The following is a 23,552-nucleotide window of genomic DNA, read 5'->3' on the forward strand; positions in this document are numbered from 1 at the left end:
ATGGCAAAATATATATGTAACGGTGCCCAATGCATTTGTACCATGGGCACCAAAGAAGGTACGCTAGGGGTTAAATCTCAAACCAAAATTTTTATCCAGGATAAATTAATGGCTACTGAAAATGACAAAACATTTTCATCAAATTTCCTCAATTGTACTAGATCATCTCCATTCCCTCCATGTGTTCCAGATGTTAAAGCACCTTGGAGCGACACAAAAAACAATGTACTTCAGACTGAACATAAAGGACTCTTAGAAAATTCTAAGTGTAAATGTAGTCATGGCGGAGAAATTTCTATTTTAGATTCTAAACAAGCACAAACAAAAAATGTTATATTTGGAGATTACTCCTCAGAGCCAAAAGAGATTTCAAAGGTTTATGCCAAAGTCAGAACTTTAAAAGATTATGATGGAGAGTTTGGCTTTGATTGGGTAGATGTCAATCCTGAAACAATGGAAATTCAAAAAATACAAGGTGTGCCCTTTGAAAAAGTAGAATACTTTTATAAAAAAGGAAACACAGCTCAGGATTTAGGAAACATCATACCTATTGGCGAAGATAAACCTGGCGCAATAAAAGCGATTCAGAAAAATTACGGACTTATTAATTTTGACAATCATTTCGAAATGCCTTTTGTTTTACTAAAACCAGGCGAGCCCGTCACATTGAGTTTGGAAGTCTTTTTTGAAGGGGAAAGTCAGGATGATTATATCTCTATTACAGGCGATGAATATTATAGTTTTAAAATTGACGGAGAAGAAGAAAGAAAGGATGAAAACGACAAAACAACAAAGAAAAAAATAGTAGCTAATGAACAGCTACAACTTACAATAAAATGTTCGAAAGAATCGTTAGACAAAAAATACTTTTTTTTACATACTGGTGCAAAAGGCCCACGCGAAATAGGTGGTCTAAACATGATGAAAAATAAAGTACTGAAACTTAAATTTAGGGTTATTGCACTGGTATCAAATGAAGGAAATCCAAATGAGAAAGCGAAAGCCTTGTTTAAAAAGTTTAAAAATGCAGGTATCAAAGAGTATCTAAACAATAACTCTCTTAACCAAGCAGGTTATGCAGTGGAGCTTGAAAATTTTGAGGCTATGGATGCCAGTAAGGTCGATGATTATTTTTATGCTTTTGATAAGGAAGATTGGACTAGAAAAAAGTATTTTGCGAGTATTATTAAACAAAAACCAGATGTTGATCCTGTTACCGGAAATTGTAGGATAGAAAGTTGGGACCCTATAAAAAAAGAGTGCAATAAAAAACCAGTTATAACTGAGGTAATAGTAGATGATCAAAAAGATTTGGGACTTCCTGACAAAGCAAACGAAATGGATGAAATAACAATATCTGAATACAAAAACAAATTGAGAAATAAAGGAAAATCATTCAATGAGGGTGGGATTATTATTTTATCTGATTTCGAATCTTCAGATGAAAAGACAGGAGCATATAGCCGTACAAGTCCTCTTAATCATTATGCTTTAATCGTATATTCTACCAATACAAATAACAAAGATACTTATTCTCATGAAATTGGTCATATGTTAGGCTTACCCCATTTATTTTATGATTCAAAGGAAAAAGAAGAATATAAAGTTGCTAGAGAAAATATTTTAGGAAATGGATTGCCAGTCAATAATCCTGATGGAACAAAAAATGAAAAGTTTATTCCTCCTATAGAAACGAAGATTCTAAAATTGCAAAGTGAAACAAATAAGATTTATAGCCTAACAACTATTATTGGAAAAAAAAGCACTCTGATTGAAAAAATAACGAAAACTAATATTTATTTTCAATATAAAACAAGTTATTACACAAGATTGAAGACTAATGTTGAAAGAGAATATAAAGGACAACCCGGATCAACTATAGTAGCAGGAACTGGCAAAAATACACAAACAAAAGACCAATATTTATCTGTATGCAAAAATGAAATTGACAAAAACACGTCTTATTTACAAGAAAACACAAGCACTTTACAAATATTAAATTCTATTCATACAGATAAAATACAATTACATAAATATAAAATTAACTTAAAAGCTTCTGATTACTCATTAGTTCTAATTGAAACGAAAAAATATTATTACTCTGTTATTGATCAAATTCATTCAAACTATTTATTGTTTAAACAGGGGAGTACTAAAAATATCATGGATTATCATAATTCCAGATTAGTTTATTTTCATAATCAAATAAAAATCATGCGTGATGACATCGAAAACTATTAAATTATTTGGGTTATTCTTGACTATGTACACATTCTTCATAGGGTGCAAATCTTACCAAAAAAAAATGTTAGATCCCATAAAGGGGACTGCGAAGGCATTAATGTATCTACACTCTAAATATGATTCAGATTTTCCTCCTAAACTAAAAATAGAGAATAACGGATTGGGAATTTCTCCAACAGAAGAATGGTTCAAGGAAGGCGGTGTCAGCTTTGGCAAAACTGGGATTGATGATTCTAAAGAAGGTAAATGGCTAAGTGGTGATGCTGATTTTGATGAAAATGGAAATGTATATGCCAAAGGAGGAATATGGAAAGAGGAATATTTTAAAAATGGCTTGCGAGACAGTATTTATAGACGTTTTGATAGTAATGGAAAAATTATTTATGAGACTACATTTAAAAAAGGAACAGGTCTCTGGAAAGAATTCCATAATAATGGGCAATTATACTTTGAAATGTACACTAGAGATGGGTATTTTACAGATACGCTAAGACTACATGATGATAAAGGAAAAATTATAGGAAAAAGACTTTATGTAAAAGATTCGTTGGTTTATGATGAAGGATTGCCTTGCTTTCCTTATCGCTCTGATAGTGTTCCTAGTGACTAGAATTTAAAGCTACAATCGCGAAACTGCAAAAACCTCATTTACTATTGTGACAAGTAAAAGAACTATTAAATTAATTACAAAAAATTAAAAACCAAAACTAATGATTAGAAAAGTACAACTCAAAGTGATTCTAATTTTCATGTTACATATTAGTTTTATGTCGTTTTCACAGACAATTCCTTTGTACAAGCTTGTTATGAATAGTGATATAATTATCAGTGATAGTGAATTTAATTATGTTACAGAACCTGTTAATGAGTATTATAGTCAAAATCTAATAGAATTTAAAAAGACAATCGAGGTTTAAAAAAACAAGAATAATGATAAATTGACAGATCTTAAATCTATAGATTTAAGATCTGATGAAGATTATTACCCAAACTTAAATGGAGAAAGTTGTATGGGCAGCGGTTTTTCATTATTAGACGGAGAAAAATATTTTAACATTTACTTTATAAAAAAAACAAACAAAAAGTATTACATCATTGGCAAACTATGGAATGATGTAACCAAAGTAGATTTTCTGTCGCTAACTGAAAATATAAAAAAACTAAACTTACAAATTGAGGAAGAAAAAATAAAAAATCAAATCAGTGAAATAAATAAATCTCCTAAACCATTAAAATATCAAAATAAAAACACCATAGAATTTAAAGAAAGAGAAGATGTAAAAAAGAGTACTTTGATAGAAGCAATTAATCATTCAAACTTATACTATTCTCTAATGATTAAAAAATATAATGATTTTATAAATGACAAAACTAATTATAATTACTACAATTGGGGTAGTGAAAAATTAAACAAACAACAATTTATCAGAAAATGTACTACAGAAAAGGAAAAAAATGAAACTTATAAGAATTTAAATAATGCCGCTAAACTAAATTTAGAAAAATATTTCAAATAATAATTTCATTGAATTTAGCCATGAATTTGATTTAATAGCTGAAGATTCTTTAAAAATTTACATTGATTATTTAAATAAATTAAATAAAGAATGGGAACAAATGATATCAAATTATTTGTACTTCAAAAAAGGTAGCACGAAAAACATTATGGATTATATTGATCAAAGAAAGACATATTTACATAACCAAATAATTACCATGCGTAATGACTATGAAAACAATTAAAAAAACAATATTTGTTATTCCCGTAATACTATTAAGTTGCATTGGAATAAAAACAGTTTCACTAGAGCCAAATCCATGTTCAACTTTGATGTTTTCGGATGAACCAGAATATGTTTTCTATAATTGGTATAAAACAGATTTAAATGTGTGCAAAGTTAACAAGTTTAAAATAAACAACTTACAAGGATACAGAAAAGGTAGTTTTGTTAATGGCAGGCAATCTGGCAAATGGATTACTGAAAGATATTACTATTATGATTCTTTGAGCGACATTAAAACAAAATATTATTTAGGGAGAGAAGAATATTTCAAGGATGGTTTAAGAGATAGCATTTATAAAATCTACAACAAAGATGGAAAAGTAATTTATTCGACTTATTTCAAAGATGGAAATGGTATTGAAAAAGATTTCCATGAAAATGGTACATTATATTATGAAATAGAAACTAAAAGAGGCTATTTTACAGATACACTACGTTTGTATAATAAAGAAGGTAAAAATTTTGAGAAACGTTTGTACCAAAAAGATGTTTTGGTTTACTATATAGGAAATGACTGGTGTTTAAGATACAGATACAAACCTAATGACAGTTCATACTTAGAAGTAGATTCATACGAATTAAAAAATTTGAAACAAGGAGCTTTCAGAAATACTTTTAGTTATAAAACTAAAGAAGAATTTGAGAATGATCACTTTGCAAAAAATACCTTAAAAAGGTAAAACTAAGCTTTACAAAGTCAGGTACGTTAAATTAATAATGGACAAAATACCACTTTATGAAAAAAGTATTATTTCTATTTTTATTCTTATTAGCTGTTTCGTGCAGCAAAGATAAAAAAATACAACCTCTTGCCTCTATAGAGAAAATTGAGTATATTGACTTAGATTACGGAAAACAGCCCGGTGTAATTATAAATATTAAAGTCAATGACTCAATTATAGCTAAAAAGCTTAAAAATAAAGAACTAAGAGAGTTTGTAATATATTCAATTAAAAAGGAAGATAGAAATTATTTTTTTTATGAAGTATGGAAAACCCCAATTAGAAAAGAGAATACCTTTTCTTTCCTTATTAGAACAAGTTATTTTTCTCCAAATATTTTAGATAAAGAAAAAAGGATTTGGAACAAGGATAATATTACAAAAGCATTAAGTGGCGATATAGGTTTAATTTTTAATAAAGATAGCATTCGTGTTAAACCTGGTAAAGATCGAAAAATAACAATACAACTGATTAAAGATTGAATCTACAAATTTTATAAAAATGCTAAAAACTATTTTGTATCTGAGTTTGTTCACTGCAATTATCGTAAATGGTCAACCTAAGGTATCAAAAACATCCGGAACTGAAAAGAACAGGTCCCAAAATAAAACTTCTGCAAACTTTAATCTTTCAAAACGAATAAATTCTTATCCTTTTAATAAAACTTCGCAAATAAAAATCATATCATACAATTTAAATTCTGATGGTATGACAAGAATCTCTAAAGTAACTTATAATAAAGAAACCGGAAGAACTGTAACAACTCTGGATTACAATATTGGCATTGAGCTGCCAATAAATAATTTAGATTCACTTTCTCTGAAAAATGTAACTCAAATTAAAACCTTAAATCTTTCGCAAGTAGAAAAATTATCGGACATATTGTATAACACTTGTTCGAGATTAAATACTAATTGTTCACAGATTATTAGAGGTTGTTATTTGCCCAGAAATGCTATCTTATTTTTTGATGAGACTGGGAAAGTATTTGAATGTTTAGAGCTAAGCTTTGAATGTAAAACAAAAGAAACATTCGGAAAAATAGAAAACTTAGATCTGAGCGATTATATGTACAATGATTTAGAAAAATATTTTAATGAAATGGGCATCAGGACAAAGTATGAAATTCTTACTTCACCTTCTAAATGATTTAAAGCAGATTGAAGAATCATACAAACTATGGCAACAAAAACGATCCTCTCACTTCTACTAACTATTTCATTTATGACCGTTAGTAATGCTCAAAAAAACAAACTCTCACAGCTTAGAAACAGTTATTGTAATAATAATTGCGAATTCTATCATGAAAATTTAAACTTTCGTAACGCTTTATTAAATCTACCGCCAGCTCCTCCAGAACCAAAAACAAAAGAAGACTCACTTGTTTCTTTTTTCAAAATTCCGGTAAAAGAAAGAACGATGTTATTTCCCTTTTCAAAATATGATTCTGTATACGTCATTACGCCAAAATATCATGCTGATAAAGAACCTCGGAATTATATCAAAACAAAATTTCATGATTCAAAAATAGTGGTTACCCAAGAACAACTAAATAAAATTTCAGATATTTTGTTTAACCACTTTCTAATAAAATATGATAATATAACGATTCGTCCATACAAAATCACAGGCTGCAACAACATAGAAGATACTTATCCAAAAATTATTTTATTATTTGTAAAAAACGGGAAAAAGAAAGATTACATCGCATTTCCCAGCCAAATATTTCGAAGAACAAGTTTTACAAATAAGGAATTAGAAGGTTTAGATCTCTGTGCTGAAAAAGAAAAAATGATTATGGAAATGTTTGGTGTAAACCTAGAAGAATCAAGTGACGGGCAAATATTAGAAGACGAACCAGGCATATTAAACGATGCGTATAAAGAAAACTAATTTTTCTTTTTTTATAAGACCGGAAGTATCAAAAGATACTAAACTAAAAATATATTGTAAATAAAAGGGGCTGTCCAACTTTTCGGACAGCCCCTTCCTATTTTTATCTAATTGAGTTTCTTTTTCAAAGTCTCTTCCATTTCATAGAATTTGCTTTCGAGATCATGAATTTTTTCATAGATATTAACAGGATCCGGCATTTGCTTAGACGCATACATGCTGGCGTACCAAACTTCCAGTATATCTTCGGCATAAATAGAATACATCGGGTAATTTCCGTCTCTGTTATCCGATTTAAGGATTAATTTTCCACTTTCCCTAATCCGGTTCAAAACCCTTTTTACCACTACCCCATCATTCTTACTGATTATCACATAAATTCTTCCGTCTAAAATGTCATCAAAATTATCGACATATTTTCCAAAGAGATAATCCCCGTCATGTATCGTTGTCGACATCGAATTTCCTTTAATTTCAAAACATCTGTAGGTTCCATTTTTTAACATTGGCATACTAAACGAAGGGAGCGTTTCCATGTACTCCGGATCCGAATAACCGTCCAGGTAACCCGCACGTGCTTTAACACCAACAAAATTGATATTTTCCTCTCCATCTTCATTTACCGTTATAATTTTAGGCAAATTTAAGCCAACCGCATCATTGGTTTTCTGAACAAAAATTTCATCGCTTGCTCCAAAAAAATACTCCGGATTTACATTGCAATGGGTAATAATACTTTGGAGTAAATCAAAACCAGGTTTTGTTCTTTTTCTTTCTCCATCAGCTTGCAATCTTCCAATCGTGATACTATCGATTGTAGTACTGGTTACTCCTATTAACTTTGCGAATGAGTTATTGTTTAACTTCAATTCGTCTATAATACGTTTTATTTTAGCATGTATTTCCATGTTGTACTTCTATTTATTCATTATATGTAATATGTTTTAACACCAATACACATTCCACTATATGTTGCAAAACTAAATAATATAAAATGAATAATCGCACTTTTTAAACATTTTTTCATATAACTCCCAAATACAAAGACATTTGAGAGTTGTTTCCTATCGTATTGCTCGAATATAAAGCAAAAACAAGCAAATCATATTACTGAAACTATTGCATTTTAAACTGTAATATGTTGTATTTATTAAAACATATGTTGTATATTTGTCAAAAAATAATCCATCATATGATTTTAAAAGATTTTTACAACGAGAAAAAAAACGCAATTCAATCAGAGTTTACTTCTGATGCGCCAACAGTACAACTTTATAGTGATGCTATTTTTAAAACATCTATCGAAACACCGATCGTAATGTTTAAATACGACAACATCAACTGGGAAACATCCTCTGAAAAAAACTATAAGGCCGATGTATCTTTTTGCCTGTATATTGTATTACCGGTAGACACTATTTCATCAACAAGTTATGCAAATGCATTTAATCTTGCACAGCGTATAGACAAAGCGGTATTGTCTAAAAACAACAGTAATACTTCTATTGATACCAATTCAACATTCAAAATAAGGGAAAAACAATGTACAAACGAACATACCTATTGGAATAAAAATGACTATTTCATTTGGGAGATCACTTACAAAACCACATTGATCGAAAATACTTTAAAAAAGAAATACATCCTCTTCAATAACGGATTGAGCAACGAAGCTCTGGAAGACTTAGGATACAATTTAACCTCTGATATCATTTCTATAAATCCAAACCAAGTTAAAGGCACTATAGATTTAGATACCACTCCCTAAAATCTAGTCGGCAATTTAAGACAGTCAATCCCAATCAGATCATTAAGCAGCACCTTACCAAAAACAAAACTAATCCTTACCATTAAAACTCCACAAATGAAAAGAAGCAGAACACTATTAGACAAAAGAAGAGAATATGTTATTAATTATCTAAATAGAAATCAGGCTAAACAAATGAAAGTTGTGGTTTCGGAACTTTCGGATACTTTGTTCCTAACAGAACGCACTATTTACACCATTATCAATGAAGGACTGTCTTTGGAAGCCAGCGCTTAATAGACTGAAACTACTGGCTTTGATCATTCAAAAAATTGGAAAAACACACTTTGAGCCTTAAATTTGTACTCGCCGGCAGACCACAAATTCACTCATAATCTAAGGCAACAAACCTACTTGTATTGACTTCCAAAAAAGCATCTTTTCTACTTTTTGGGTCTTAGATTACGAATACTATTTTAAAAACAACAATTAACTAAAACGAGAAGTTTAACAACTTGTCACAGGCCTCTTTTTGCTCTTTTTTAAGCAAAAAACAAATTTTAAACATTTAAACATTTTATATTATGAGTACATTAAACGATGTAGTGATTGAAAAACTATCAGGAGGATTAGGAAGAAGAAATCCAGAACAAGACATGGTTTCGGGATTACTTTTTGACGGAGTGGCTACTGAAAAATTAGCATTAGATCAAGTAAAACGTCTGGCCTCCTTAGAAGATGCCGAAGCATTAGGAATTACAGCTAATTACGATGTAAACGGACAATCGGCATACTACCAGATTCAGCAGTTTTTCAGAATCAATCCGTCAGGGGATCTTTACATAATGGCAACAACGGCTGATTCCTATGGATTTCTTGTCGAAAAAGCAATGGCAATGCAAGAGCAAGCAAACGGAATTATTCGTCAAATGGCCATAATTTTTAGCGGTGATACAAGCTTTAGAATCACAACAAGCACGGTAAGAATAGCACAAAAACAAGCAGAACTTGGATACAAAGATTATATGCCTTTTGAAATTATTCTGGAGGGAAAAGGCTTTGATGCTGATAACGCAACTGATGCAACTGATTTAACAGAATTAGACTCTGAAAATGTATCAGTCGTTGTGGCAATGGATCCTGAAAAAGCGTTTGAACAAAAGCTGCTTCAAAAAAACACTATGAAAGCCTATACTTTAGGATTTCGTGAAAAAATAGTTAAAGCCGCCCAAGGTGAGGGTATTTTCAACGTACTTGACAATTTACAAGAACTAAAAAAAGAAAATGGAGCGGTACTTGAATTCATCTACAAAGATTCATACAAAAATACTGCTGCAGTGGGATTGACATTGGGTGCTATCTCAAGAGCAAAAGTATCTGAAAACATCGCCTGGATCGAAAAATTCAATCTTACCGGTGAAGGTTTTGCAAAAGCAGGTTTCGTAGGCGGAAAAGCAATCAAATCACTTGCAGATTTAAGGACTTTAAACGAAAAGAGATACATCTTCACCAAAACACACACAGGTTTAGCCGGAATTTATTTCAACGACAGCCACACTTGCACAACAGGTACATCTGACTATGCTTATATCGAAAACAACCGTACGATCAATAAAGCAACCCGTTTGTTACGTGCAGCTTTACTACCAAAATTAGCTTCACCGGTTTTAGTGGATATCGATGGTAAATTACCACAATCGGTTTCAAAAAGCTTCGAAGGATTATGCAGAAGTGCCTTAGAAGGAATGGTAGCCAATCAGGAAGTATCTGCTTTTGATGTGTATGTAGACCCAAAACAAAACATTTTGGCTACTTCAGAATTAAAAGTAAAAGCCGAAATTACTCCAATTGGAACTGCCCGTAAAATCAAAGTTGATTTAGGATTCAAAAATCCTTTCGGAATCGATAAAGCATAATTTAAGCTTTTCTTATCTCTCAAAAACAATAAAATCTCATCAGGATATTGTCGTCTTTCAATCGTATTAAATAGTGATTGAATCTGATGATAGGCTTGGAGCGTTATCAGAATTATAAAATAAAAAAATCAAGAAACATATGAATAAATTACCCTTAATTAACGGACAACAACACAGCTGGTCATCAATTGAAGTAAGTATCGCAGGTAACATTGTTACCGGTATTACCGCTGTCAACTATAGTGATTCAGTATCAAAAGAAAACCACTACGGAGCCGGCGATATGCCTGTGCACAGAGGTAGAGGAAAATATGAAGCAAAAGCTTCTCTAACTTTATACAACTATGAGGTAGAAGCTATTCTGGCTGCTTTACCAAAAGGACAAAGATTACAGGATATTAATCCGTTCAGCATTATTGTAAGTTATTTGGATGACAGCAACGAAGTAATCACTCACACCGTAAGAAACTGTGAATTCAACTCCAACAGCAGAGGAATTAGTCAGGGAGATACTAAAATTGCGGTTTCATTTGACTTAATCTGCTCTCATATCGAATGGAACTAACCATTACCAATATTCCCTAACCTTAATAATTCCTGTCTAAAAAACCGGCTCGAAAGAGAAACCCAATCTTATAGTGTTATGCAGAAAAGAAGTTCAAAAGCAACATGATTTCTGTCCGCAAATTATTTCTACAGCTCTTAGCTAGTCCGTTTTCGGGCAGGTAATTATCTACTTCACAGGCTGCCTGAGTATTTTTCATCCTGAAATACAGCTCAGGCAGCCTATTTTTCAATCAAAAATAAGTTCTCAAAATGGAAACAACCCATACAAAAACTGCCAATATCCTGGACGGAAATATTACCCAGGCGCAACTCAACCAATGGAAGTACAAACATAAAAAAGTAGTTAAACTCACCATTGCTGACGATGACGAAACCACGTTGTTTGCGTATTTCAAAAAACCCGATATGAGTATTCGCGCTGCGGTTTTACAAGCTTCCAAAATGGATGAGTTTAAAGCACTGGAAGTTCTTTTTAAAAACTGTTATCTCGGCGGTGATGGCAAAATCGAACAAGAAGACGATTTGCGTCTCAATATCACTACTGCATTCTCAGACCATATCCAACCAAAACCCGTAAAAGTCGAAATTTTGTAACAAACACCTTTTTGCCCTTTCCTAAAAACTATCTCAATGATTATTAAAAACCATACTATAGAACTTAAAGATACCTGTACTTCAGAAATGGCAAGGTTCAGGCAAATCATGCTGAGTATTTGGCGCCAGCAGATTGAGGATGATAAAAATGAAATCGTCATGAATCAGTATATCAAACTAAATAACCTTACACAACCTTATGGCGATTCACTTATACTTGATCAAGTCGAGGATATACTTTTTGATCCTTTTGTAAATGTAAATGGTCATTTTTATAATAAAGATGGAACTTTTGAGGGGAAAATAAATACTACGAAGAATAAAGGAAGTGTCAATGACGTGTACGTTTGCGACGGAAAAAGAAATGAAAAAGACACTTTTTTAAATGTAAGTAAATTAGACATAACGCATGAAAATTTTTGCTATATTGCCGGAGTAATAAAATCTGAGGATTCAAGTACTTTTGAAAGTGCCGCCGCAACCACTCAAGCAACTTTTAATGCTGTTAAATTTGAAAAAGGAGAAAAACTGACTATTGAAGAACAAGGCAAATTTGCAAAAAAACTTCTTTCTACAGGCTATTCAACAGCAAAATCGAAAGAATCATTAAAAGATACCGAAAATGATAATCTTTGCAAAAATGCACGTAAAGGACTAATTCATGTTTTACAAGGAAAAAAAGATTACTCAGAAGGAGCTGTATTGTGGGACGGAATCGATTTTGCTGATCGAGGAGTAATAAGTGATAGACCACATCCTAAAACAGGTAATGAAGGAGGAATACACATTACAAAAGAATTATGGGTCAAATTTGTAAATAATAGTGAATATAAACCTGACAGCAACGGCGTATTAAAATTAAATAGACATACTACGCCTGAAGGTAGATTACATGACAAAACAAAAGAGGAAGTATTAGCAACTATTCCTTTTAAAAAAAATAAAAGTGAAATCACACCTAAAAATGATTACTATGACATTTTCAATTTTCACCCAACAGAAGATACTATTTGGCAGAGTTCTAATAAAAAGAAAGATATAGATTATTATGAATCATTAGGAACAGGTCGTAATAGCGGAAGAGTATTGCACAAAGCCACTGTAGTTGTAGGAAAACATATTTTTTGGAAATTTTATTATGACAGCCCTAATAATAAAGGATATTTATGGAAATATTATATGAATCATAAATTATGAAACAATTATTTTACATTCTATTTATTTGCACTCTCGGATGTAATAAAACAACCACGAGAGAAGATTTAAACAAAAGCATACAGAAACCTATTGTATCGAAAAATTCAGAAAGCGATTCAATAATTAATCCTATTTTTAAATATGAAGATAATGGGAATATCATCAAAGCTGATACTTTCAAATTAAAAAATAGCTATACTTTAATAATTTATCCTACGAAAGATTCTGTAGAAAAATGCGGTGTTATAAACTATAGGATTATAAGTAAAAAAATTGACAAAAGTTTTTTATTAAGTGATAACCTCAAAGAAAATTATATTCCTTATTTTAAGAACATTGATTTTCAAAATTATTTTGCCTTGCATAGTAATGGAGGAGGAACAAGCAATTTGTATTTCTGGTTGTACGATAAACGAACTGGTCTCGAAGTTTTGACAGATAGTAATTTTAAAATACAATTAGATTTTGATTTAAAAAATGAACTCATTTTGTATACAGATGAAGATAATGAATATAAAAAATTCATTTATGATATAAAAACAAAAGTAAAGACATTCGTTGATATTCCTCAATCATTTACTGATAAACAAGAATGTACTCGCAATAATTATTTTGAAAAAACTTCATACATAAAAAGAGTTACAGATAAATATTATTTTATAGCATTTAGGGATTGTCCTTCTAAAATTGAGTTTAGAGTAAAGAGAGCCAAATAATCTTAGTCTTTAAAATACAAAATAATAAATTAATTAAAGACTAATGAACTTAACTAAAATTTAAAAATACTTTTCAAATAGTTTGGTCAAATTCGAAAACAATGACATCATTAATCGGTTTGTATCAAAAGAAGCGGCGGATATCTTGTACAAAATCGGATTACCGAATCATAATACTTTTGGTGGCGGCTATCATTTTTTTGGAAATGCAGAATAATTAGATCAAAAGTATTTAAAAATAGGTACAAGAAATACTTTTATCAATGAACCATCTGGATTATGCATTGAAATTGAAACTCAAAAAATAATCGGGAGGACAAATTATAGCGATGGTATAAAAACCTACACTATTAATAAAAATCTAAAAACCAATCTTGAGTATTTATATATCTTCAGACGTTTTACTAACGAAGTAAAAACACACAAAACATTACCAAAACTACTGATTTACAAATCCATAACTTCACAAAACACACTATTACGGCGTGTTTTTGCGGTGTTCTTAAAAGCACTTACACTACCAAATTTATCTTTCTAAAAAGGAATATTTTCAGGATTTATTCAAGGCATTCTTTCAGCTTTAAATAAATTAAAAACCACAAATGCTCTTATCGCTTATCTATTTCCGTGCTTGTTTTCAAACAGTCAGGAGAGTTTTTTTATTGCCAAAACTTGAAATCATTACGACAAGCCACTATGGATCAAACCGCAAAAATTATACTTTTGCAAGACATGCAAATGTTCCTTTAGAACAAACAAAAACAATGAATTTTCCCAGAAGAAGAATAAATAAATAGATATATGAAAAAGATACTTATTGTAATCCTGCTTACATCGATTGGTTGTGGCAACAAACAAAAAGAATTGGAATATTTAATCTGTAAAGATTCTATACAATATTGGAATTACGAATGGCCAAGAGATAGGGCTCAATATTATGGGTTTACGTTTAGCCTAAGTAAAAATGGAAAGCTAAAGAAGTACTCTTATGATAAAGTAAAAAATAGAAGAAGCGTTTTTTGGGATATTCAAGATCCGGATATTAGTAAATGGAGTGTATCAAAAGACTCTGTTCTAACTGTTATGGGAGATAAGGATAAAATAATTAAATACACAGATGATACAATTTATGTCATTGGTCTGCAAAATAAAACCAAAAGTTATTATGTGAGAGTAAAAGGAGATTTAAATATCTCTAAAGATGGCAACATCCCTAATTTGTAAATTTAGTAACCAATCAGAAAATCCTTCCTATCAAGACAAAGCGCTGCGCATGCAAAGGTTTATCTAAAGCAATTTCAGCATAGTAGTTTAAAATGACAAATAAAGATTATTACGAAGGCCAAATGGCTAATTTTATTACATCCATTAACTATGCTTCAAGACAAAATAAAGCCCAAATTTTAGGAGGTTATTATATTAATTATCGAAATTCAGGAGGAACTCAACTGTTTAATAATAAAGAATTACTTTTAATTCAAATAAGTGAGCCTTTAGATGGACCGCATTAAATACCAACTATGACAAATAAAATTTTGCTATTACCACTATTTTTTATTCTTATTTCGTGCAAAAATAGAGATGAACTAGGATTGACAAACCCTGTCAAAAAATGGGTATATTTCGACTCAGATAAAAAATTTGACAAAGACAGCATAAAGTTTCTCACCTATTTAAAGTTTGATGCCAACGGAAAATGTGTCAATTTATTCTTTAGTGGAAATCAGTATAATTCTTCTATGGATTGGAAGTTTACGAAAGATGATAGTATTCTGGAAATAAGCGATAAAAGGTTTTTAGTTCAAAAAATTTATAAAGACAGTATCCTCATGAAAGACTTAAAATACAATAGACCAGTTAAAATGCTAAATTGGTCTATTGTATCAAAAGAATTATGAAATAACAAATAGATCACACTCACAACATTTAAGTAAACTAAATGATACTGATAAATGAGTTGTAAGAAGTAACATTATTATAAACTCTAAAAGATTTATTACTAAACTTACTGAAAAAGAAGGAGCAAATAGATTTTTTTGATGATTTTGTACAAAAATTATAAATGCCTGTATCCCTATAACCTATTTACTCGTAATATTCATAGGGGTAAAAATCCAATAGAAGATTTTATAAACAATTCTTTTTAGAGTTTTATCGAACTATATAAATGAAACAAATAGGAATTAAAAACGAAATTTTTATAGCAATCGACGAAAAAATCTCTAACAGATGGTTTTCAAAAATAGTATTTGTTATAAATGAACATGATTTTAGATATAATGAAGAAGAAAACCTTAGTTTTCTATGTGTAGATTTTGAAGTGTTTAAAATTGCTATTGATAACGATCCTAAAGTATTTAAAGATGATTATTTCTGGTCTATCAATAACGATGAATTAATTAAAAAATGGAATAACTATTTTAATAGCAAAACAATTGAGGAAATGGAAGATCCAGAAATTGAATTATTTGATAAAAAATTTAATACTGTTAAAATTCCATTCACCAGTAGGTTTTTCAATTTATGGGTTTTTATAGGATATTTAAAAGATGACATTTGGCACTGGAAAGTTTGGGAAACAATAAATCCCAAAGAGATACTAGATTTTAAAATTTCAGCGAAAAGTTTAAATGAACTTTTAATTCAAACGCCAAATTATCTTAGAGAAACTATCTTATTAGATTAAATGCTATTGTTTCCAAAATGTTGTTTCTCTATTTCAAAAATTATTATTGCTTTATCCGTCCTAAATGTTAATCATAAAAAATCAATTATGAATATCAAAGAACAAGTAATTCAAAACTTAAAAAATTGGTTAACAAAAACAAAAGTCATATCATATGATGAGCGTATTCCTTTGAATTGCTGGGATAAAGAATTAAAAGATCTAAGAAACGGAACAGTAAAAGAAGTTTACATAGTATCATTTAAAACAAAAAGTACTACTATAGAGTATAATGAAAAAGGCGAAGTAGTTTCTTTTTTCGAAGGACTGTACTGTTTTGCTTATTTTGATGCCGAAACTTTAGAGCTCCTTTATATAATGAAAAAAGCTGGATATATTGAGGTTGACGGCTCTTATTAAGTAAAACCAATACATTTTTTAATTTTCCTCATTAATAAAACAATGAAAACCATAACAAAAGTTCTATTCTTTATCGGAGTTTTTCTTTTTCTCTTTAGCTATATTATTGATCCTTATAAAATCAATGAAGGAAATTATATTGTAATTGATGGAGATACTGTCGCATTCTTAAAAATGCTATACATAATTACATGCCTGCTTTTCGGATATTCATCTTATCTATTTCTTAGATTTTTTAGAAGTAGAGTTTATTTCATTTTTTCTCTTATTTTACTTATCATTAATCTAATATTTTTAGGGAAAATGTTTTTGTATTTTGACCCATTTTTAAACTAAAATTCTAAAAAAAGGTTGTTTATCTTCTAAAGATAATTCCATTTTCAATCTATTAAACATCCATTTTTCCAAAGAAGAAAAACGGGTGTTGTTTATCATTTATTTTCGTTTTTGTCTGCAAAATGCCCCCCAAAAAACACATAATACCCTACTGAAACTACTGATTTACAAAGTAAAATCATTTTTAAAATAGGCTATTTCGGCGTATTTTTACAGTGCTGCTAAAGGCAATATACCATCAATAGCAGCCTCCTTAAAAGGAACATCTCAGATTTATTGAAGACCTTTTTTCAACCTTGAATAAATTTCAAAACAAATAATCTTATCGAATACTTAAAACCCTGATGTTTTCTAATAATCCAGAGGAGCTTTTTATGGTCTAAACCTAAAATCATTAATACCAATAAATATGGATCAAACTACAAAAAAACACATTGATTTGCTTCACCCTTCGGTTCGGGAAGAAGTAACCAAAATTATCGAAGAATGCGATCTGGCGCTGAACGGAAGAGCAAAAGTCAGAATTACTCAAGGACTCCGATCTTTTCAGGAGCAGGAAGATCTTTATGCTTTTGGCCGAACCAAACCCGGAAAAAAAGTAACGAATGCTAAAGGAGGCCAATCTATTCACAATTATGGTTTTGCAGTCGATATCTGTTTAATTATAGACGGTAAAACGGCTTCCTGGGATACTGTAAAAGACTGGGACAACGACCAAATTTCGGACTGGCAGGAATGTGTAAAAATTTTCACTAAGTACAATTGGAACTGGGGCGGAGACTGGAAAACTTTTAAAGATCTTCCACACTTTGACAAAAAAGGGTACAGCGACTGGAAGGTGCTCAGCAAATTAAAACGTGACCGAAAAAACTATGTAATCTTATACAAATAACGCAGATGAAACCTTTCAAATTAAAACATACAGCTCTCCTACTTGTTCTGGCTTTTACCATTACCTCCTGTACTTCGACAAAAACAGCCCCATTCGACCTTTATTCCTATCAAAAAACAATTGCAATAAAAGTTGAAACCATTAAGCTAATGGAGAAAGCCACTACCCCATTTGCGGTTCATAAAGTCGAAATAAACGCTTTATTCCTTGACATTGAAAAGTTGACTGAATACGAAAAAAACAAACTCCATAACGAAATCACTTTTTCGATGTGGAAAACCCTAAACGATAAAGAAAAGAATCTTTTGGCCGGTTTTTTCAAACGATGGGAAACGAAAGGAATTTTATCTCCAGCTTTTATACAAGAATCCGAAAAACAAGTTTTGCAAGCTCTCGATTTACTGATTCAGTACGAAGCCAAAAAAGATAAAGAGTCAAAAGATGCTCTTTTATATTTAATCAACAGCAATACCTGAAACGATGCATAACGATACATTACCAGACCAATTAAAAAGCAAACTAAAAATTATTATAACAGAAAGTTATAAGGATAACAAATTCGAACTGGAGAAAGATTTGAACACTTTCTTGGAAATCTCCGGAGAGAAATTGGAACGCTGGCTCTTTCTTTTCTCCTCCGGAAATTTAACCCAAGAAGATTTAGAATGGCTGTTAAAAAGTCAATTCAATTTAATGGAATTTCAAACGCTTCAAGCAACCGGAATATCAAAAATAAAACTGAATGCTATTAAAAATAACATCCTAAAAATGATTTTCAAAGTACTTCTTGATCTGGTTATCCCACAGGGTTAAATCCGTGTGCTTTTTTCAAAAAAAACAACACCAAAACACTAAAAATCAATAACTTAAAAACCTACATCAACTTACTGAAACTACTGATTCGCAAGCCTTAAAATCTTGGTAAAAGACAAATTCGGGCGTATTTTTACAGTATCAAATAAAAGGGCATTTTTTGAGTATGGCGCGCAGATTCAAAGAAGCTATTCATTAACAAAAAAACAAAAAGTAACGACATATGAAAGATTTTATCATAGAAGATGACTTGTTAATCACCAATGGAGATTTCTCCATTAAAAATGCAGATCAGCAAAACATAGAACATCTATTGTTAAGTCAAAAAGGAAGTTATAAAGAGTTTCCTATTCTGGGAGTAGGAATAAAAAAATACATCAACAGCCCGGATGCAACCTCCAGGTTAAGACTAGAAAACGAAATAGACAAACAATTATCGTATGACAACTTTCACGTAAAAACATTAGATGTCAACGATTTACAAAACATTAAAATCGATGGAAACTATTAAACCACAAGAAAATCAAAACATTTTTGATGTCTCTTTACAGGAATACGGAAGTATTGAAAAAGTATTCGACCTTTTAGACGACAACGACAGATTTAACATCACAGAAGACCTTTCTGTTTACGAAGATTTAAAAATAGGCCGCGAAGCTTTCAAAAAAGATATTGTAGAATATTACAATACCCGAAACTTAAAGCCTGCCACAGCTATTACAGAAGAAGAACAGTATTTACTGGATAATTTCTCCGGAATCGATTATATGATTATTGAAGACGATTTCATCATTTATTAACAATTTGTTTAGAATGGAATAACCTCAACAACAGCACTAAAAGTTCAGATTATCCAATAACAAAACATATGCATTTCTCCTTTTAGAAGTCTCTAAAAGAAAACTACTGCTTTGTAGTATTTACAAATAAACATAAACAATTATCTCTAAGCATATTACACATGTCTTACAGGCTAAACTATTTCAAAAAATTAAAATATGGCACGTACAATTGCTGAAATACAGAACGAAATTCTGATTGAGAAAGGAAAGGAATCTTCCTTAAACAACTTAACAGATTCAAAAACTGCTATTTGGAAACTTTGGATCAACATAGTCGCTACCGCTATCTGGATTCACGAAAAAATAGTAGAAAAAAATGCGTTGATCTCAAGACCGCATACCTTAAACTGGTACAGAAGCCAGGCCTTAAATTTTCATTACGGTCGGTCTTTATCCTCTGATTCCAACAACAAAATACCACTCCTCTGGAAAGATGGTTCGTATCAGTTTGACACTACAGGTCTTGACGAAACAGAAATCGAAAAATTAAAAATAATCAAACATTGCGCAGTAAGCGAAATTGATCTGGAAACAGTACTCGATCCAACAAAAAATAAAAACCGGGAAACTATTTTTTCGGACTACTTCCGTAACAAAGTGGGGGTTGTATTTTTAAAAGTAGCTACAGTAAAAGGGGATAAAATCTCGAGAATTGATGTTCCTAATGAACTCTACGCTTTTAAAGAATATATGGCCAAAATTAAAGATGCCGGCAACCATATCTTTATCACTTCTGATAACGGTGATATCTTAAAACTAAATTTAACCGTTTATGTTGATCCTCTGAATATCTATATTGATCCGTCAAATCCTGCTAATCCAAAAAATGGTTCATTGATTCTGGACGAAAAGATATTTCCTGTACAAGATGCTGTCAAAGAGCATTTAAAAAGTATTGAGTTCAACGGTGCTTTTGTAAAAACCTATTTTATCGATGCATTGCAGAATACGCCGGGTATTAAAATTCCGATTGTCAATAAAGTCGAAACCAGCTGGGCTAAAAATCCAAATGATCAACAAAGCCCTCCTTTAGACGATGCTACCAAAACGGAATACTTTATCCCTAACTCAGGCTATTTTGATCTGGATGCCTTAGAGGTACAGGTAAATTATATTCCTTATACATTTTACCGAGACAAACAATAGCCTAATACCTATACTATGAATAAATACACTGTTTTAAAATGGGAAAAGCTACTATTATGGCTCATCCCGCCGGTTGTCAGAAAAAAAACGCATCTGGAATGGCTCAATGTTTTACTGGCTCCTCTTCGTACGATTTATGAAGAGACATTATACAAAATGCAGCATACAGGGCAGGTCATTTATCTGGAGAAAGTACTCAACGACGCTTTTAATCCCACAAAAAATTACGATCCCAACCTAAGTATGGAACAAAAGCGATCAGAGGGGCTTATTTATATAGACGAATCTATCAAACCTGCTATTCAATATGTCTATCTCCACAAAGAATACTACGAACCGGATATTACTTTGCCCGACAAAAAGGTCATAAAAGGAGCTTTAATGATTCCGCAATTAAACATTTTCACTAAAAATGAACTTAAAAACAGAGACAACAAACCGATTTATCTTGCCCATCGCAAAGATTATACAGAGGTAAACTATGCCAATTTTAGAGTGTTCATACCCGAAAATCTAATTAAGGATCAAACCATAACTGTTCGACCTAATCCCGACAGCGCTGTAGAAAAAACAGAACCGATCGACGTGACCGATTTAAAATATCACAATCTTCTTAATTTTTATAAACTGGCAGGTAAAAGCTATGAAAGTTACTCTTACAGCCCCAAAAAGCAAATTATAACCGCACAAACAACTCCGTAAGTCAGACATCAAAAGTGTGAGATGTGAAAAATAAAAAGTGAGAACAACTTAAAAAATAACAATCCTTTAAAATCATATAAATGAAACAAATAAATTTTAGTCATCCCGGAGGTTTTCCTCTCGAGCAGGAAACTTTAGAAAGAATTCAGTCCGCCTACAGGTCGGAACTATTCGGTGCTTTAAAAGCGCATTTTAGCATCGAAACCTGCAAAAACTATATGATAATGCCTGCTACAGCGGAAAAAAATGGCTGGGCTATTATTCATTTGGGTAAAAAAGCTTGTACTGATCCGGAATATAATAAAGAAACTCCGGAAGGAATTTTGTACCCTATTAAAAAAGGGGAACCAACAGGATATTTAAAAACCATCCGAAAAGACACAAACCTGATTTATGGGACCGGAAAATCTCAAACGGCTTACTTTGATTACGAAGCAGTATATATAGAACAAGCTGAATATACTACCGGTGCTTCACAAACAGATAAAACACTTGCAGCCAATTATCATATTCTGGCAAGTTTTAAGAAAATTTTGGATCATGCCGCCCTCGAAGCGATTTTGGCTGGATTAAATAAAGCTATTGAAGCAAATACTAAAGCAATTGAGACTAATGCTGAAAATATAGAAAAGAATACTGAGAATATAGGCAAGAACGCTGATGCAATTACAAAAATAAAAGAAGACTATCTTCCTATAGACGGCTCAAAAGCCATGACTGGAAATCTAACGGTAGAGGGAAAAGTATATTTAAAGCAGACCGGCAAAGAAAATCCTGATGGTTCTATATTAGTACTGGACAGTTCAAATCAGGTTATTAAAAGCAATACCCTAATCAGTCGTTTACTTGAACGTGTTACAGAATTAGAAAAGAAAAAACCAGTTGAATCTGCCATACCAAAAGGCATGATTGCTATCTGGGGGCGACCTGCTGCTGAAATTCCCGAAGGCTGGCAAGAATATGCTCCTTTGAGAGGAAGAATGCCTGTAGGATTTGATCTCACTCAGTCAGAATTCAATGAAATTGAAAAGCAAAGAGGTGCCAAAAATAAAACCTTAACAATTGATGAGATGCCGAGCCATCGTCATAAAGTAGGTCCTTATGCAGGAGTAGTCTCACCTGGTGACAGTGACTGGATAGCCGAACCTTATGAAGACGATGTACGAAGAGCTGGTAATTATTCAGCTCCAGAAGGTGGAGGTCAGCAGTTTTCAATTCTAAATCCTTATAGCGTAGTTCATTTCATCGAATATACCGGACTGCCAAATAATACAACAAAACCTGCGCCTCCAACAAATCTGATAGTAACGAAAGCTACCAGTTCAAGTATATCTCTAGGCTGGACAAAAGCTACTGGCAATGTGACAGACTACTTACTATCTATAGATGGAGGTGATTTTATTTCACTAGGCAACGTTGATAAGCATACTGTTACTAATTTAACTCCGGAAAGACCCTACACTTTTACAATTTTTACAAAAGATACTGCAGGAAATATTTCAGATGGTAGCGCAATTACTAAAGTTACTCCTAAGGTACTCCCTGTACCAGAATCTTTAAGGGCTGTATGTCCGAAAAATGAGGTAACTATTAACTGGAATCCTGTAAATAGCAACACCCCTATTACTTACTTAATAATTAGAACAATAACACAATTTCCCGACAGAGAACCAGTAAAGATTTACGTCGAAAATTCTACGACAGCAACAGATAGTTATTCTCATTCTGGCACAGGAATGAACACTCATGTTTACACAATACAAGCATTAGGTGAAGATGGAAATGAATCTAAATTTAGTTATCCTGTTGAAGTAGCTGTGTTCCCGTGGGATCATGAGTGTTTCGATGTAGAATCTCTAGTCACTATGGCATCCGGGCAATCCAAAAAGCTAAAAAATATTGTCATTGGTGATAAACTTCAGGGGTTCTCTTTTCCAAATGAGATTGACGAGTCTGAGGGCGATTATATGACATGGAACGGAAAACTAACTGAAGCTGCCAAAGCAGAGGTAACTGTAACCGACAAAAAAACAAGTATTCAACCCAATTTTTATGAAATTAAAACCCAAGAAACTACAATTAAAGTTACAGGAGAACATCCACTGTTGGTAACCGAAGATGGTGAAAATCTAAAATGGACGCGTGCTAAAAATGTACAGCAAACGATGTTATTGATTGATAGACTCGGAAAAACCAAACCTATTGAATCGATTGTATTCAGAGAAGAACCTCTTGAAGTAGCTCTTCTGGATGTCGAAAATGTAGACAATTATGTTATTTCAGGGATCGTTGCTCACAATACAAAGGTAAATCCAGAAATATAGACTCTATTATTCTTTTGGGGGAATATGTCCCC

The 23,552-nt window shown here is 31.7% G+C and carries 28 protein-coding genes; 27 read left to right on the forward strand and 1 reads right to left on the reverse strand.

What is annotated here, in order from left to right:
- The 7 genes from OLM58_RS01235 to OLM58_RS01265 all read left to right on the forward strand — a co-directional run bounded on the left by OLM58_RS01235 (position 1) and on the right by OLM58_RS01265 (position 6,643).
- Positions 1–2,241, forward strand: coding sequence for a PAAR-like protein (locus OLM58_RS01235; RefSeq protein ID WP_264530875.1), 2,241 nt, complete (start codon positions 1–3; stop codon positions 2,239–2,241).
- Positions 2,242–2,305: 64 nt separating this feature from the next.
- The gene (locus OLM58_RS01240) at positions 2,306–2,854 is read left to right on the forward strand and encodes a toxin-antitoxin system YwqK family antitoxin (protein ID WP_264530876.1); all 549 of its coding nucleotides are present in this window, start codon (positions 2,306–2,308) and stop codon (positions 2,852–2,854) included.
- Between the two features lie 328 nt (positions 2,855–3,182).
- The gene (locus tag OLM58_RS01245) at positions 3,183–3,761 is read left to right on the forward strand and encodes a hypothetical protein (RefSeq protein WP_264530877.1); all 579 of its coding nucleotides are present in this window, start codon (positions 3,183–3,185) and stop codon (positions 3,759–3,761) included.
- A gap of 212 nt (positions 3,762–3,973) precedes the next feature.
- A complete protein-coding gene (locus OLM58_RS01250; RefSeq protein ID WP_264530878.1) occupies positions 3,974–4,708 on the forward strand; it encodes a hypothetical protein in 735 nt (244 codons plus the stop codon).
- A 56-nt stretch (positions 4,709–4,764) separates the two neighbouring features.
- The gene (locus OLM58_RS01255) at positions 4,765–5,232 is read left to right on the forward strand and encodes a hypothetical protein (RefSeq protein WP_264530879.1); all 468 of its coding nucleotides are present in this window, start codon (positions 4,765–4,767) and stop codon (positions 5,230–5,232) included.
- Between the two features lie 19 nt (positions 5,233–5,251).
- Entirely contained in the window at positions 5,252–5,899 is a 648-nt protein-coding gene (locus OLM58_RS01260) for a hypothetical protein (RefSeq protein ID WP_264530880.1), read from the forward strand.
- A gap of 30 nt (positions 5,900–5,929) precedes the next feature.
- On the forward strand, positions 5,930–6,643 hold the full coding sequence (locus OLM58_RS01265) for a hypothetical protein (protein WP_264530881.1): 714 nt from the start codon (positions 5,930–5,932) through the stop codon (positions 6,641–6,643).
- 107 nt (positions 6,644–6,750) lie between these two features.
- Here OLM58_RS01265 and OLM58_RS01270 read toward each other — a convergent pair whose 3' ends face one another.
- A complete protein-coding gene (locus tag OLM58_RS01270) occupies positions 6,751–7,551 on the reverse strand; it encodes an XRE family transcriptional regulator (protein ID WP_264530882.1) in 801 nt (266 codons plus the stop codon).
- Positions 7,552–7,835: 284 nt separating this feature from the next.
- On the opposite strand from OLM58_RS01270, the gene OLM58_RS01275 reads away from it, so the two are divergent.
- The 20 genes from OLM58_RS01275 to OLM58_RS01370 all read left to right on the forward strand — a co-directional run bounded on the left by OLM58_RS01275 (position 7,836) and on the right by OLM58_RS01370 (position 23,520).
- Positions 7,836–8,411 carry a hypothetical protein gene (locus OLM58_RS01275; protein ID WP_264530883.1) on the forward strand — a complete coding sequence of 192 codons (576 nt, stop codon included), beginning with the start codon at positions 7,836–7,838 and terminating at the stop codon, positions 8,409–8,411.
- A gap of 96 nt (positions 8,412–8,507) precedes the next feature.
- Positions 8,508–8,687 carry a hypothetical protein gene (locus OLM58_RS01280; protein WP_017498028.1) on the forward strand — a complete coding sequence of 60 codons (180 nt, stop codon included), beginning with the start codon at positions 8,508–8,510 and terminating at the stop codon, positions 8,685–8,687.
- Between the two features lie 287 nt (positions 8,688–8,974).
- Positions 8,975–10,306, forward strand: a complete 1,332-nt coding sequence (locus OLM58_RS01285; RefSeq protein WP_264530884.1) for a DUF2586 domain-containing protein — start codon at positions 8,975–8,977, stop codon at positions 10,304–10,306.
- 139 nt (positions 10,307–10,445) lie between these two features.
- Positions 10,446–10,871 (forward strand): hypothetical protein, encoded by a 426-nt coding sequence (locus OLM58_RS01290; protein ID WP_248729710.1) that lies wholly within the window; start codon positions 10,446–10,448, stop codon positions 10,869–10,871.
- A 251-nt stretch (positions 10,872–11,122) separates the two neighbouring features.
- Positions 11,123–11,467, forward strand: a complete 345-nt coding sequence (locus OLM58_RS01295; protein WP_264530885.1) for a hypothetical protein — start codon at positions 11,123–11,125, stop codon at positions 11,465–11,467.
- A gap of 36 nt (positions 11,468–11,503) precedes the next feature.
- Positions 11,504–12,664, forward strand: coding sequence for a hypothetical protein (locus OLM58_RS01300; protein ID WP_264530886.1), 1,161 nt, complete (start codon positions 11,504–11,506; stop codon positions 12,662–12,664).
- Complete coding sequence (locus OLM58_RS01305) at positions 12,661–13,380, forward strand: hypothetical protein (protein ID WP_264530887.1); 720 nt, start codon at positions 12,661–12,663, stop codon at positions 13,378–13,380. Before OLM58_RS01300 ends, OLM58_RS01305 begins: the two co-directional genes overlap by 4 nt.
- Before the next feature lie 801 nt (positions 13,381–14,181).
- On the forward strand, positions 14,182–14,604 hold the full coding sequence (locus OLM58_RS01310; RefSeq protein ID WP_264530888.1) for a hypothetical protein: 423 nt from the start codon (positions 14,182–14,184) through the stop codon (positions 14,602–14,604).
- Between the two features lie 92 nt (positions 14,605–14,696).
- Positions 14,697–14,891 carry a hypothetical protein gene (locus OLM58_RS01315; RefSeq protein WP_264530889.1) on the forward strand — a complete coding sequence of 65 codons (195 nt, stop codon included), beginning with the start codon at positions 14,697–14,699 and terminating at the stop codon, positions 14,889–14,891.
- A gap of 9 nt (positions 14,892–14,900) precedes the next feature.
- The gene (locus OLM58_RS01320) at positions 14,901–15,278 is read left to right on the forward strand and encodes a hypothetical protein (protein WP_264530890.1); all 378 of its coding nucleotides are present in this window, start codon (positions 14,901–14,903) and stop codon (positions 15,276–15,278) included.
- 269 nt (positions 15,279–15,547) lie between these two features.
- A complete protein-coding gene (locus OLM58_RS01325; RefSeq protein ID WP_264530891.1) occupies positions 15,548–16,066 on the forward strand; it encodes a hypothetical protein in 519 nt (172 codons plus the stop codon).
- Between the two features lie 87 nt (positions 16,067–16,153).
- The gene (locus OLM58_RS01330; protein ID WP_264530892.1) at positions 16,154–16,465 is read left to right on the forward strand and encodes a hypothetical protein; all 312 of its coding nucleotides are present in this window, start codon (positions 16,154–16,156) and stop codon (positions 16,463–16,465) included.
- Positions 16,466–17,210: 745 nt separating this feature from the next.
- Positions 17,211–17,693, forward strand: coding sequence for a M15 family metallopeptidase (locus tag OLM58_RS01335; protein WP_264530893.1), 483 nt, complete (start codon positions 17,211–17,213; stop codon positions 17,691–17,693).
- Positions 17,694–17,698: 5 nt separating this feature from the next.
- Complete coding sequence (locus OLM58_RS01340) at positions 17,699–18,169, forward strand: hypothetical protein (RefSeq protein WP_264530894.1); 471 nt, start codon at positions 17,699–17,701, stop codon at positions 18,167–18,169.
- A gap of 4 nt (positions 18,170–18,173) precedes the next feature.
- A complete protein-coding gene (locus OLM58_RS01345; RefSeq protein WP_264530895.1) occupies positions 18,174–18,506 on the forward strand; it encodes a hypothetical protein in 333 nt (110 codons plus the stop codon).
- Between the two features lie 223 nt (positions 18,507–18,729).
- Complete coding sequence (locus OLM58_RS01350; protein WP_264530896.1) at positions 18,730–19,017, forward strand: hypothetical protein; 288 nt, start codon at positions 18,730–18,732, stop codon at positions 19,015–19,017.
- Positions 19,004–19,306: a hypothetical protein gene (locus OLM58_RS01355; protein ID WP_264530897.1), complete on the forward strand. Its 303-nt coding sequence runs from the start codon at positions 19,004–19,006 to the stop codon at positions 19,304–19,306. The genes OLM58_RS01350 and OLM58_RS01355 overlap by 14 nt, the downstream gene beginning before the upstream one ends.
- 198 nt (positions 19,307–19,504) lie before the next feature.
- A complete protein-coding gene (locus tag OLM58_RS01360) occupies positions 19,505–20,494 on the forward strand; it encodes a hypothetical protein (RefSeq protein WP_264530898.1) in 990 nt (329 codons plus the stop codon).
- 15 nt (positions 20,495–20,509) lie between these two features.
- Complete coding sequence (locus OLM58_RS01365) at positions 20,510–21,196, forward strand: hypothetical protein (protein ID WP_264530899.1); 687 nt, start codon at positions 20,510–20,512, stop codon at positions 21,194–21,196.
- A gap of 80 nt (positions 21,197–21,276) precedes the next feature.
- Entirely contained in the window at positions 21,277–23,520 is a 2,244-nt protein-coding gene (locus tag OLM58_RS01370) for a fibronectin type III domain-containing protein (protein WP_264530900.1), read from the forward strand.
- Positions 23,521–23,552: the final 32 nt, after the last annotated feature.

The sequence above is a fragment of the Flavobacterium sp. N502540 genome (genome assembly GCF_025947365.1).
Lineage (GTDB): Bacteria > Bacteroidota > Bacteroidia > Flavobacteriales > Flavobacteriaceae > Flavobacterium.

What these genes read in the sequence shown, in the direction of transcription:
- OLM58_RS01235 (WP_264530875.1), top strand. Translation starts at nt 1, where the DNA reads ATGGCAAAATATATATGTAACGGTGCCCAATGCATTTGTACCATGGGC.
- OLM58_RS01240 (WP_264530876.1), top strand. Translation starts at nt 2,306, where the DNA reads ATGTTAGATCCCATAAAGGGGACTGCGAAGGCATTAATGTATCTACAC.
- OLM58_RS01250 (WP_264530878.1), top strand. Translation starts at nt 3,974, where the DNA reads ATGAAAACAATTAAAAAAACAATATTTGTTATTCCCGTAATACTATTA.
- OLM58_RS01255 (WP_264530879.1), top strand. Translation starts at nt 4,765, where the DNA reads ATGAAAAAAGTATTATTTCTATTTTTATTCTTATTAGCTGTTTCGTGC.
- OLM58_RS01260 (WP_264530880.1), top strand. Translation starts at nt 5,252, where the DNA reads ATGCTAAAAACTATTTTGTATCTGAGTTTGTTCACTGCAATTATCGTA.
- OLM58_RS01265 (WP_264530881.1), top strand. Translation starts at nt 5,930, where the DNA reads ATGGCAACAAAAACGATCCTCTCACTTCTACTAACTATTTCATTTATG.
- OLM58_RS01270 (WP_264530882.1), bottom strand. Translation starts at nt 7,551, where the DNA reads ATGGAAATACATGCTAAAATAAAACGTATTATAGACGAATTGAAGTTA.
- OLM58_RS01275 (WP_264530883.1), top strand. Translation starts at nt 7,836, where the DNA reads ATGATTTTAAAAGATTTTTACAACGAGAAAAAAAACGCAATTCAATCA.
- OLM58_RS01280 (WP_017498028.1), top strand. Translation starts at nt 8,508, where the DNA reads ATGAAAAGAAGCAGAACACTATTAGACAAAAGAAGAGAATATGTTATT.
- OLM58_RS01285 (WP_264530884.1), top strand. Translation starts at nt 8,975, where the DNA reads ATGAGTACATTAAACGATGTAGTGATTGAAAAACTATCAGGAGGATTA.
- OLM58_RS01290 (WP_248729710.1), top strand. Translation starts at nt 10,446, where the DNA reads ATGAATAAATTACCCTTAATTAACGGACAACAACACAGCTGGTCATCA.
- OLM58_RS01295 (WP_264530885.1), top strand. Translation starts at nt 11,123, where the DNA reads ATGGAAACAACCCATACAAAAACTGCCAATATCCTGGACGGAAATATT.
- OLM58_RS01300 (WP_264530886.1), top strand. Translation starts at nt 11,504, where the DNA reads ATGATTATTAAAAACCATACTATAGAACTTAAAGATACCTGTACTTCA.
- OLM58_RS01305 (WP_264530887.1), top strand. Translation starts at nt 12,661, where the DNA reads ATGAAACAATTATTTTACATTCTATTTATTTGCACTCTCGGATGTAAT.
- OLM58_RS01310 (WP_264530888.1), top strand. Translation starts at nt 14,182, where the DNA reads ATGAAAAAGATACTTATTGTAATCCTGCTTACATCGATTGGTTGTGGC.
- OLM58_RS01315 (WP_264530889.1), top strand. Translation starts at nt 14,697, where the DNA reads ATGACAAATAAAGATTATTACGAAGGCCAAATGGCTAATTTTATTACA.
- OLM58_RS01320 (WP_264530890.1), top strand. Translation starts at nt 14,901, where the DNA reads ATGACAAATAAAATTTTGCTATTACCACTATTTTTTATTCTTATTTCG.
- OLM58_RS01325 (WP_264530891.1), top strand. Translation starts at nt 15,548, where the DNA reads ATGAAACAAATAGGAATTAAAAACGAAATTTTTATAGCAATCGACGAA.
- OLM58_RS01330 (WP_264530892.1), top strand. Translation starts at nt 16,154, where the DNA reads ATGAATATCAAAGAACAAGTAATTCAAAACTTAAAAAATTGGTTAACA.
- OLM58_RS01335 (WP_264530893.1), top strand. Translation starts at nt 17,211, where the DNA reads ATGGATCAAACTACAAAAAAACACATTGATTTGCTTCACCCTTCGGTT.
- OLM58_RS01340 (WP_264530894.1), top strand. Translation starts at nt 17,699, where the DNA reads ATGAAACCTTTCAAATTAAAACATACAGCTCTCCTACTTGTTCTGGCT.
- OLM58_RS01345 (WP_264530895.1), top strand. Translation starts at nt 18,174, where the DNA reads ATGCATAACGATACATTACCAGACCAATTAAAAAGCAAACTAAAAATT.
- OLM58_RS01350 (WP_264530896.1), top strand. Translation starts at nt 18,730, where the DNA reads ATGAAAGATTTTATCATAGAAGATGACTTGTTAATCACCAATGGAGAT.
- OLM58_RS01355 (WP_264530897.1), top strand. Translation starts at nt 19,004, where the DNA reads ATGGAAACTATTAAACCACAAGAAAATCAAAACATTTTTGATGTCTCT.
- OLM58_RS01360 (WP_264530898.1), top strand. Translation starts at nt 19,505, where the DNA reads ATGGCACGTACAATTGCTGAAATACAGAACGAAATTCTGATTGAGAAA.
- OLM58_RS01365 (WP_264530899.1), top strand. Translation starts at nt 20,510, where the DNA reads ATGAATAAATACACTGTTTTAAAATGGGAAAAGCTACTATTATGGCTC.
- OLM58_RS01370 (WP_264530900.1), top strand. Translation starts at nt 21,277, where the DNA reads ATGAAACAAATAAATTTTAGTCATCCCGGAGGTTTTCCTCTCGAGCAG.